Source organism: Monashia sp. HAY1-2A (assembly GCF_056755315.1).
This window is the reverse complement of the sequence record NZ_JBNDHY010000039.1, coordinates 22,593-32,550: the sequence shown is the minus strand read 5'-3', so window position 1 is coordinate 32,550 and position 9,958 is coordinate 22,593. Positions and strand designations below refer to the sequence as shown.

The window sequence follows — 9,958 nt, the reverse complement described above, 5'->3', positions numbered from 1 at the left end:
GGCCCATGCCGGCGTGCAGGGGGCCGGACGCCAGTGCGCCGAGCAGCCACAGGGCCGCGAGCCCCAGCGTCGCGACGTAGAAGAGTGGGTCGCCGGGCCTGATCCGCAGCGCCCAGGCCAGCACCCCGGTGCCGACGAGGAACGTCACCACGACGACGACCTGGCGGCGGCGGAGGACGTCGTCGGGGTCCCGGTGGTCGCGGTCGACCTTCCGGACCAGCGCCGCGTCGACGAACGCACGCAGCTCGGCGACGGGGCCCCGCATCTGTCGTCTCCTCAGCTCGTCCACCGGGTCACCGGCCGGCCCGCTCGTACCGGTGCACCGTGTCCGTGCGCTCCTCGTCGTGGTCGACGATCGGCTCGGGGTGCCCGGGGTGAGCGGCGCAGATGGCGTACCCCCTGCCGGCGCGTCGCGGACGGCTGCACCGCCGGGACCCACGGGCGAGCGGGTACGTCCCGGTCGACCGAGTTTTCCTGACGACGTTGTCCATCCTTCGTCCGCGCCGTATGGTGACTGTCGAAGGTGTGTCAAAGGTTGGAGCGGGCATGGACATCGAACGGACGGTGACGGCGGGCCGTCCGGTCCACGCGGTGTACGCCCGGGACCTTCGGGACGACCGGCAGCACGCCGAGAAGGGCGTGCGCCCGGCCCTCGAGCGACTGGAGTAGGCCCGATCGTGTACACCATCAAACGAGCCGCCGAGCTCACCGGGATCAGCGTCGCGACGCTGCGCGCCTGGGAGCGTCGCTACGGCGTCGTCTCGCCGAAGCGTTCCGACGGCGGGTACCGGCTCTACGGTCCCGACGACGTCCGCGCCCTCGCCATCATGAACTCCCTCGTCACCGACGGCTGGTCCGCACGGGAGGCCGCCGCCGAGACGCTCCGGCGCCTCGCGCCGCCCGACCCGGGTGACCGCAGCGGCCGCACGGCGCGGGTGTCCCCGATCCGGGCCGCCGGGTGGCGCGGCGGCCACCTGCAGTCCGAGGACGCCGACGCCTTCCTCCGCGCCGCCGAGCGCCTCGACGCCGCGTCCGCGACGGCCGTCCTCGACGCCCGCTTCGCGCTCGGCACCTTCGAGCACGTCATCGACGACTGGCTCATGCCGACCCTGCGCCTCGTCGGCGAGGCCTGGGCGCAGGGACGGCTCACCGTCGCCGGCGAGCACCTCGTCTCCTACGCCGTGCAGCGTCGGCTCGCCGCCGCGTACGAGGCTGCGTCCGGACGCGTCGACGGCCCGGGGCTGCTCATCGGGCTGCCGACCGGGGCCCGGCACGAGCTCGGGCTGCTGGCGTTCGCCGTCGCCGCCCGCCGAGCCGGGTTCGCCACCGCCTATGTCGGCGCGGACCTCCCGGTCGAGGAGTGGGTCCGCGCCGTCGAGCTGCGCCACGCGGCCGGGGTCGTCATGGCCGTCCCCCGCGCCGACGACATCAGTGCCGCGCGGACCATCGTCGACGCCATCCACGCCCGGCACCCCGAGGTCGTCATCGGCCTGGGCGGCAGCGAGCAGGGGGCCGTCGAGGACGGCGTCGTGCACCTCGGCCACTCGATCACGATGGCCGTCGGCGAGATGAGCCGGCGCCTGCGCATCTCCGCCTGATGCGCGTCCTGCTCCTCGGGGGCACGGGTGAGGCCCGCGCCCTCGCGGCCTCGCTCGTGGCCGAGGGCGTCGACGTCGAGTCGAGCCTCGCCGGGCGGGTGAGCCGACCCGCGCTCCCCGTCGGCCCGGTGCGCACCGGAGGGTTCGGTGGCGTCGCCGGGCTCGTGGCCTACCTCGGGGCCCACGGGTTCGACGCCGTCGTCGACGCGACGCACCCCTTCGCCGCCGGCATCAGCGACAACGCCGCGTCGGCGTGCCGCGCGACCGGCGTCCCCCTCCTGCGGCTGCAGCGCACCGGATGGGCGGCGCGGCCTGGCGCCGACGCGTACACGTGGGTCGACACCGTCGCTGCCGCCCGGGACGCCGCCGAGTCGCTCGGTACACGTCCGTTCGTCACGACGGGGCGCCAGCAGCTCGACGTGTTCGCGCGCTGGGACGACCGCCCGGTCCTCGCCCGGGTCGTCGACCCGCCGGAGTGGCAGGTGCCGGCGACGTGGGAGGTCCTCCTCGCACGCGGGCCGTTCACCGTCGAGGCCGAGAGCCGGCTCATGACGTCGCGACGCGTCGACGTCCTGCTCACCAAGGACTCGGGCGGTCCGCTCACCGAGGCCAAGCTCGACGCGGCGGCCTCGCTGCACGTCCCCGTCGTCGTCGTCCGTCGCCCCCGCGTGCCCGACGGGGTCGACGTCGTCGACGACGTCGAGGCCGCGCTGCGCTGGGTGGCGGGCGTGTCGGTCCCACGCAACCGCGAGGGGAGCACCGCGCCGGTACGTTCGGACGCGTGACGGCGGGCCACCGGCAGGAGCGGGCCACGTGGGAGCAGCTGCTCCCCGGCCTCGCCGTGCTGCGCCGGTACGAGCGGCGCTGGCTGCGCGGCGACGTGCTCGGCGGCATCACCGTCGCCGCCTACCTCGTGCCCCAGGTGCTGGCCTACGCGGAGGTCGCCGGGCTCCCGGCCGTGACGGGGCTGTGGGCCGTCGGGCCGGGGCTGCTCGTCTACGCCGTGCTCGGCTCGTCGCGGCAGCTGTCCGTCGGACCCGAGTCGACGACGGCTCTCATGACCGCCGCCGGCATCGGGGGCCTCGTCACCGCGGCCGGCGGCATGGCGGCGCGCGAGGAGGCAGCCGCGCTGCTGGCCGTCGCCGTCGGCGTCCTGTGCCTCGTCGGCCGGCTGGTGCGGCTGGGGTTCCTGTCCGAGCTCCTCTCCAAGCCGGTGCTCGTCGGATACATGGCCGGCATCGCGGCGCTCATGGTCGTCAGCCAGGTCGGCAAGGTGACCGGCCTGCACGTCGTCGGCGCGTCGTTCACCCAGGAGCTGGGCTACGTGGCGACGCACCTCGCCGACGTCCACGTGCCGACGCTGCTGCTCGCCGGCGGCGTCCTCGCCGCGCTCCTCGCCTTCCGCCGGCTGCGCCCGCAGTGGCCGGGGCCGCTCATCGCCATGCTCGCGGCGACCGTGCTCGTGCTCTCGCTCGGGCTGCGCGACCGGTTCGGCATCCAGGTGGTCGGTCCGGTACCCGAGGGCCTGCCGGGCGTGCGGCTGCCCCGCGTGGGCGAGGTCGACGTGTGGACGCTGCTGCCGGTCGCCCTCGGGGTCGCCGTCGTGGCCTACTCCGACAACGTCCTCACCGGGCGGGCGTTCGGGGCGCGGCACCGTGAGTCGGTCGACAGCAACCAGGAGTTCCTCGCGCTCGGGGGTGCCAACCTCGCGGCAGGGCTGCTGCACGGGTTCCCGGTCAGCTCGAGCGGCAGCCGCACCGTCATCGCCGACGCCATGGGCGCCCGCACCCAGCTGCACTCGCTCGTCTCGCTCGTCATCGTCGTCGGGACCCTGCTCTTCCTCGGCCCCGTCATCGGCGCCTTCCCCCTCGCGGCGCTGGGCGGCGTGGTCGTCTTCGCGGCCATCCGCCTCGTCGACGTCTCCGAGCTGCGGCGCCTCGCCGGCTTCCGTCGCAGCGAGCTCGTCCTCGCCGTGTCGACGACGGCGGCGGTGCTGCTCTTCGGCGTGCTGCCCGGTATCGGGGCCGCGGTCGCGCTGTCGGTCCTCGACCTGCTCCGCCGCATCGTCCACCCGCACGACGGCGTCCTCGGCTACGTGCCGGACTACGCCGGCATGCACGACATCGACGACCACCCCGACGCCGTCCAGGTGCCGGGGCTCGTCGTCTACCGCTACGACTCACCCCTGTTCTTCGCCAACGCCGACGACTTCGTGCGCCGGGCCCTCGCGGTCGTCGACGAGGCGCAGGCGCGGGGGCGGGTGGAGTGGTTCCTCCTCAACGCCGAGGCCAACACCGAGATCGACCTGACCGCAGTCGACGCCCTCGACCTGCTGCGGGAGCGGTTGCAGGACAGGGGAGTCCGGTTCGCCATGGCCCGAGTCAAGGAGGACCTCCGTGCCTCGCTCGTCGCAGCCGGGTTCGTCGACCGCATCGGCGGGGATGCCGTCTACCCGACGCTGCCCACGGCCGTGGCCGCCTACGTCGCGGCCTACACCGCCGAGCACGGCGCCCCGCCGCCGGGGCTGCGGATCCCGCCGGTCCCGCCTCAGCCCGAGCCGGGCTGACAGCGTCGCGCGGTGGGTGCGGGGCCGGCGCCCCCGAGGACGACGGCGACGAGCGCGGCCACGGCGAGCGAGCCGGCCGAGACGCATCGGGCGAGGCGCACCGCCGGGGCGATGTCGCCCACGGACGCGGCCGGGCCCGTGCCGAGCGTGCCCCGGTCCTCGACGCGTCCGCCGTAGCTGTTGGACCCGCCGAGCCGCACCCCGAGGACGCCCGCGAACGCCGCCTCGACGACGCCCCCGTTGGGGCTCGGGTGCGCCGGTGCGTCGCGCCGCACCGCGGCCCACCCGGCTGCCGCTCGGGGGCGGGTCGGGGCGGCCGCCAGCGTCAGCGCGCCGGCCACGCGTGCCGGCACCCAGTTGACGACGTCGTCGAGCCTGGCTGCGCCCCAACCGAACTGGAGGTACCGCGGTGAACGGTGCCCGACCATCGCATCGAGCGTGTTGACGGCCCGGTAGCCGAGCAGGCCCGGGACGCCGAGGAGGCCGCCCCAGAGCAGCGGCGCCACGACCGCGTCCGACGTGTTCTCGGCCAGCGACTCCACGCACGCGCGGGCCACGCCGTCGGGGTCGAGGGCCGACGCGTCGCGTCCGACGAGGTTGCGCACCTGGACCCGGGCGCCGGCCAGGTCGCCGGCGGTCAGCTGTCGCTCGATCGTCGTGGCCTCGCGGACGAGCGAGCGCCCACCCAGGACCGCCCAGGTCGCTGCCGCCGTGGCGAGGGTGTGCGCGAGCGGGTGTCGCCGGCCCACCCGTTCGAGCACGGCGCCCAGGGTCACCGTCGCACCGACGAGCACCCCGACGTGGGCGACCCCGTTGCGGCGTCGGGGTGCGTACGTGCGCGCCTCGAGCGCGGTTGCGGCAGAGCCGAACCCTGCCACCGGATGCCAGCGGTGCGGGTCACCGAGCGCCTGGTCCGCGAGCCATCCGAGGGCGAGCCCGAGGGCCCGCGCCACCGACCGTCTCACTGCGGCGCGAGCACGTCGAGTGCGGCGACGGCCCCGATGACGGCGACGGCAGGGGCGCCGATCCCGGCCTCCCGCACCGCCGTGTCGATCGCCGTGAGCGGCGCCCGCACCGAGCGCATGCTCGGCAGTCCGGCGTCGGCCACGACGGCCGCCGGCGTGTCGGCGGGCAGGCCCTCGCGGACCAGCGCCTCCGCGATCGCGCCGAGCGTCGCGACACCCATGAGGACGACGATCGTCGTGTTGCTGCGGGCGATCGCGCCCCACTCGAGGGTGCTGCGCGGGTCGCCCGGAGCCACGTGGCCGCTGACGACGGTGAACCCCTGGACGAGCGTCCGGTGGGTCACGGGGATGCCGGCGAGGGCGGGGGCGGCGATGCTCGAGGACACACCGGGCACGACGCGCACCGGCACGCCGGCCGCCGCGCAGGCCTCGGCCTCCTCGCCACCCCGGCCGAAGACGAAGTTGTCACCACCCTTGAGCCGCACCACGTCCCGGCCGTCCAGCGCGTGCTCGACGATGACGTCGTTGATCCGCTCCTGCGGGGTGAAGGCGCCACGGGGGATCTTGCCGACGTCGACGAGCACGGCGTCCGGCCGCGCGTGGCGCAGGGCGTCCAGGGGCGCGAGCCGGTCGTGGACGACGACGTCCGCCGAGCGCACGGCCTCGAGGCCGGCGACGGTGAGCAGCCCGGGGTCTCCGAGTCCACCTCCGACGAGGGTGACGGTGCCGACGGGCCGGACCCCGCTGACGGCGTCGGTGTGGCCGTGGGCGGGGGTCGCGCGGGCACGGACGACGACGTCGAAGGAGTCCGGGTCGGCGGAGGGGTCGTGGGAGACGAGGCCGCGCTCGACGAGGTCGCGCAGCGTCGCGCCGAGCGCCTCCGCCGCTGCGGCGACCGTCACGCCGGCTCCCTCGCGCAGCAGGGCCGACACGGTCGCGGCGGTGGTGCGCTCGACGCCCTCGAGGAGCACCCGGCGGCCGCGGAACATCGACTCAGGCGACATGACGGCTCCTCAGGTCGGTCAGGGCCGCCACGAACGCGCGCGAGGTCGCGGCGTCGCGGACGGCGACGCGGATCCACGCCGGGCCCAGCCCCGGGAAGGTCTCGCCGCGACGCACCGCGAAGCCGCGTGCCGCGAGGGCCTCTCGGACCGAACCCGGCCCGAGCGGCGACGTGTCGACGAGGACGAACGGGGTCGCCGGGCTCCCGGCGACGGCGAAGCCCGCCGAGCCCAGCTCGGCGAGCAGCACGGCGCGGTCACGGCCGAAGGCGAGGGCGGCGGCCTGGGCCTCGGACGCGGCCCGTTCCGACGCGCAGGCGACGGTGGCGGCGAGGGCCGGGGTCGAGACCGACCACGGCGGTTGCACGGCGCGGAGGCGGTCGACGAGCGCGGGGTCGCCGACGACGTAGCCGGCCCGCAGTCCGGCCAGGCCCCACGTCTTCGTCAGCGAGCGGAGCACGAGCACGCCCTCCAGGACGCCGTCGTGCGGTCCCTCACCGAGCACGGAGGCGTTCTCGCCCGGCACCGCGTCCATGAAGGCCTCGTCGACGACGAGGACCCGGCCGGGCGCGCGCAGCGCGAGGACGTCGTCGCGGGGGTGCAGCACGCCGGTGGGGTTGGTCGGGTTGCCGATGACGACGAGGTCGGCGTCGGCTCCCGGACCATCGGGACGGTAGGCCGCCGGGTCGAGCCGGAATCCGTCGTCGGCGGTGAGCACATGCCGGTGCACGTCCCGTCCGGCCGCCCGCAACGCCGCTTCGGGCTCGGTGAACTGCGGGTGGACCACCGACGGGCGGCGCGCGCCGAGGGCCCGGGCGACGAGGGTGAACGCCTCGGCGCCCCCGGCCGTCGGCAGCACGGCCTCGGTCGGCGCGCCGTGCCGTGCGGCCAGGGCCTCGGTCGCCGCGGTCGCGTCCGGGTACCGGCCGAGGTCCGCGAGCGACCGCGCCACGACGTCGGCGAGCCAGGGCGGTGGCGCAGGCAGGCGCACGTTGACGGCCAGGTCGACGAGGCCGGGAGCGACGTCGCGGTCGCCGTGGTGGTGCAGGTCGACGCTCACGTCCGGCTCCTCGCCGATGACGACGCCGGTGCCGGCGTCCGCCGCGTCGCGTACTCGTGCACGGACGAGGCGAACTGCGCCGCCAGAGAAGGGTGCCCGGCCCAGTGCGTGTGCAGGTACGACGCGTGCAGCGTCGCCCGGCCGGTGCCGGCCGGGTCCAGGGCGAACCCCTCGGGCTGGCCGTCCACGAGCCAGGCAGCGTCGCCGGTGGGCCCCTCGACGGACACGGTGGTGCGGTGGAACTCGTGGCCCGTGACGCGCCGTCCGGGCTCGGCGGCGACGGATGCCGTCGACGCCACCGCGGACCGGTAGCCCATCGTCAGCCGGGGCCCCATGGCCGCGACGGCGGGCAGGACCCCGGCCATCCGTTCGCCGTCGAGGCTCTCGCAGAGGTAGAGCAGGCCGGCGCACTCGGCGACGGTGGGCAGTCCCGCGCGGACGGCCTCGCGCACCTCACCGAGCAGCGACGAGTTGGCGGCCAGGGCCTGAGCATGCACCTCGGGGAAGCCGCCGCCGAGGTGCAGCCCGGCGGTGCCCGCTGGGAGCGACGCGTCGCGGGTCGGGTCCACGACGACCGGGTCGAGCCCGGCCGCGCGCATCAGCTCCTCGGTCTCGGCGTAGCGGAAGGTGAAGGCCCGTCCGCCCGCCACCGCGACGACCGGGCGGGGGCCGCCCTCCGACGGGCGGCGGTCGACGAGCTCGCCCGAGGCCGAGGCGATCTCCGCGGTCGGATCCCACGGTGTCCCCGACAGGTCCGGCGCCGACCCGGCGATGGACAGGACCGCGTCGAGGTCGACGTGCGCCGCCACGCGCTCGGCGAGCCGCTCGACCGATGCGTCCGCCTCGTCGCGCTCGGCGGCGGGCACGAGACCGAGGTGGCGCGAGGGCGCCTCGATCCCGGCGTCGCGGGGCAGCACGCCGAGGACGGTGACCCCCGAGGTCTCGACGGCCGACCACACCTCGCGCAGGTGCCGGCCCGACGCCGCCTTGTTGAGGACGACGCCGGCCACCCGGATGCGGGGGTCGAAGGTGGCGAGGCCGTGCACGACCGCGGCGGCCGTGCGCGTCGTGTTGGACACGTCGACGACGAGCACGACGGGCGAGTGCGTCAGGGCCGCGACGTGCGCCGTCGAGGCGAACCCCTCGGTGCCGAGCCGGCCGTCGAACAGGCCCATGACGCCCTCGACGACAGCGACGTCGGCACCCCGGGCACCGTGCAGCAGCAGCGGCTCGACGCGGTGCTCGCCGCAGAGGAACGGGTCGAGGTTGCGGCCGGGGCGACCGGTGGCGACCTCGTGGTAGCCCGGGTCGATGTAGTCGGGCCCCACCTTGAACCCGGCGACCTCGAGACGCCGGCCGCGCACGGCAGCCATGAGGCCCGTGGCGACGGTCGTCTTGCCGTGGCCGGACCCGGGCGCCGCGACGACGAGCCGCGGCAGCCGCGTCGCGGCCACGGCGTCGTCGGCGGAGCGCATCCGGCCGAAGGCGACGTCGAGGGCCGAGTCGAGGCCGCTCACCACTCGATGCCTCTCTGGCCCTTCTGGCCCTCGTCGAACGGGTGCTTGACCTTGGTCATCTCGGTGACGAGGTCGGCGAGCTCGATGAGCGGCTCGGGACAGCGTCGCCCCGTGATGACGACGTGCTGGTGCCCGGGCCGGTCGGCCAGGGTCCGCACGACGTCCTCGACATCGACCCAGCCCCAGGTCATCGGGTAGGTGAACTCGTCGAGGACGTAGAGCCCGTGGGTCTGGGCCGCGAGCCGGCGCTTGACTTCCTCCCAGCCCTCGCGGGCCGCGGCGGCATGGTCGTCGTCGGTGCCCTCCTTGCGGCTCCATGACCACCCGCTGCCCATCTTGTGCCACTCCATCGGGCCGCCGACCCCCGCGTCGCGGTGCAGCTGCCCGAGCGTCTCCACGGCGGTCTGCTCGCCGATGCGCCACTTGGCGCTCTTGACGAACTGGAACACCCCGACCGACCAGCCCTGGTTCCAGCCGCGCAGCGCCAGGCCGAAGGCGGCGGTCGACTTGCCCTTGCCGTCACCGGTGTGGACGACGACGAGCGGCCGGTTGCGGCGCTGGCGCGTCGTCAGGCCGTCGTCGGGAACGGTCGTGGGCTGTCCGCGCATCAGGCGGCCCTCCTCGGCTGGGTGGTGGTGCGAGCGGCGTCCACGATGGTCTGCGCGGCGACGTCGCCGACGGGAAGGTGCTGGGCCCCGAGGTCGGTGGCGAGCCGGGCGGCGAGGCCGAGCCGCATCCGCCCCGTCTCGCAGTCGACGACGACGGCCTCGACGCCCTCGTGGTGCAGCTGGCGGGCCACCCGGCTCGCGCGCGCGACCGCGTCGGGCCCGGCCGTCGCGCGTCCGTCGGTGACGACGACGAGCAGCGGGCGCCGGCTCGGGTCGCGCAGGCGTTCGACGCGGAGGGTCTCGTAGGCGGCGAGCAGGCCCTCGGCGAGGGGTGTCCGGCCGCCGAAGGGCAGGTCGCGAAGGCGCGCGGCGGCGACGTCGACCGACCCGGTGGGCGGCAGGACGAGCTCGGCGGCCCGGTCCCGGAAGGTGACGAGACCGACCTTGTCGCGCCGCTGGTAGGCGTCGAGCAGCAGCGACAGCACGGCCGAGGTCACGGCCTCGAGCCGACGCCGGGCGGCCATCGAGCCGGACGCGTCGACGCACAGGAGCACGAGGTTGGACTCGCGGCCCTGGAGCACGGCACGACGCAGGTGGGACGGGCTGACGCGCAGCCGCCGGGGCCGTTCGCCGGGGCTCCCGT

The 9,958-nt window shown here is 75.8% G+C and carries 10 protein-coding genes and 1 pseudogene; 4 read left to right on the top strand and 7 right to left on the bottom strand.

The window, feature by feature from the left end; translation table 11 throughout:
- Positions 1-265 (bottom strand): annotated as a pseudogene (locus tag ACPYOM_RS08175) (CPBP family intramembrane glutamate endopeptidase); the annotation flags it as partial.
- Positions 266-546: 281 nt separating this feature from the next.
- On the opposite strand from ACPYOM_RS08175, the gene ACPYOM_RS08170 reads away from it, so the two are divergent.
- Genes ACPYOM_RS08170 through ACPYOM_RS08155 form a run of 4 tightly spaced genes read left to right on the top strand, consistent with a single transcriptional unit; the run spans position 547 to position 4,164 of the window.
- On the top strand, positions 547-669 hold the full coding sequence (locus tag ACPYOM_RS08170; protein ID WP_481345579.1) for a hypothetical protein: 123 nt from the start codon (positions 547-549) through the stop codon (positions 667-669).
- 8 nt (positions 670-677) lie between these two features.
- Complete coding sequence (locus ACPYOM_RS08165) at positions 678-1,598, top strand: MerR family transcriptional regulator (RefSeq protein WP_481345578.1); 921 nt, start codon at positions 678-680, stop codon at positions 1,596-1,598.
- Positions 1,598-2,383, top strand: coding sequence for a cobalt-precorrin-6A reductase (locus ACPYOM_RS08160; RefSeq protein ID WP_481345577.1), 786 nt, complete (start codon positions 1,598-1,600; stop codon positions 2,381-2,383). Before ACPYOM_RS08165 ends, ACPYOM_RS08160 begins: the two co-directional genes overlap by 1 nt.
- Positions 2,380-4,164 carry a SulP family inorganic anion transporter gene (locus ACPYOM_RS08155; protein ID WP_481345576.1) on the top strand — a complete coding sequence of 595 codons (1,785 nt, stop codon included), beginning with the start codon at positions 2,380-2,382 and terminating at the stop codon, positions 4,162-4,164. Before ACPYOM_RS08160 ends, ACPYOM_RS08155 begins: the two co-directional genes overlap by 4 nt.
- On the opposite strand, the gene ACPYOM_RS08150 is transcribed toward ACPYOM_RS08155, so the two are convergent.
- From ACPYOM_RS08150 to ACPYOM_RS08125, 6 genes are read right to left on the bottom strand one after another with little or no spacing between them, the layout of a single operon-like run.
- Positions 4,146-5,117 carry a cobalamin biosynthesis protein gene (locus tag ACPYOM_RS08150; RefSeq protein WP_481345575.1) on the bottom strand — a complete coding sequence of 324 codons (972 nt, stop codon included), beginning with the start codon at positions 5,115-5,117 and terminating at the stop codon, positions 4,146-4,148. The genes ACPYOM_RS08155 and ACPYOM_RS08150 overlap by 19 nt on opposite strands.
- 8 nt (positions 5,118-5,125) lie before the next feature.
- Positions 5,126-6,133, bottom strand: coding sequence for a uroporphyrinogen-III C-methyltransferase (cobA, locus tag ACPYOM_RS08145; RefSeq protein ID WP_481345574.1), 1,008 nt, complete (start codon positions 6,131-6,133; stop codon positions 5,126-5,128).
- Positions 6,123-7,190 (bottom strand): Rv2231c family histidinol phosphate aminotransferase CobC, encoded by a 1,068-nt coding sequence (gene cobC, locus ACPYOM_RS08140; RefSeq protein WP_481345573.1) that lies wholly within the window; start codon positions 7,188-7,190, stop codon positions 6,123-6,125. The genes cobA and cobC overlap by 11 nt, the downstream gene beginning before the upstream one ends.
- Entirely contained in the window at positions 7,187-8,707 is a 1,521-nt protein-coding gene (locus ACPYOM_RS08135) for a cobyrinic acid a,c-diamide synthase CobB (protein WP_481345572.1), read from the bottom strand. Before ACPYOM_RS08135 ends, cobC begins: the two co-directional genes overlap by 4 nt.
- On the bottom strand, positions 8,704-9,315 hold the full coding sequence (gene cobO, locus ACPYOM_RS08130; protein ID WP_481342730.1) for a cob(I)yrinic acid a,c-diamide adenosyltransferase: 612 nt from the start codon (positions 9,313-9,315) through the stop codon (positions 8,704-8,706). Before cobO ends, ACPYOM_RS08135 begins: the two co-directional genes overlap by 4 nt.
- Positions 9,315-9,896: a vWA domain-containing protein gene (locus ACPYOM_RS08125; RefSeq protein ID WP_481345571.1), complete on the bottom strand. Its 582-nt coding sequence runs from the start codon at positions 9,894-9,896 to the stop codon at positions 9,315-9,317. Before ACPYOM_RS08125 ends, cobO begins: the two co-directional genes overlap by 1 nt.
- Positions 9,897-9,958: the final 62 nt, after the last annotated feature.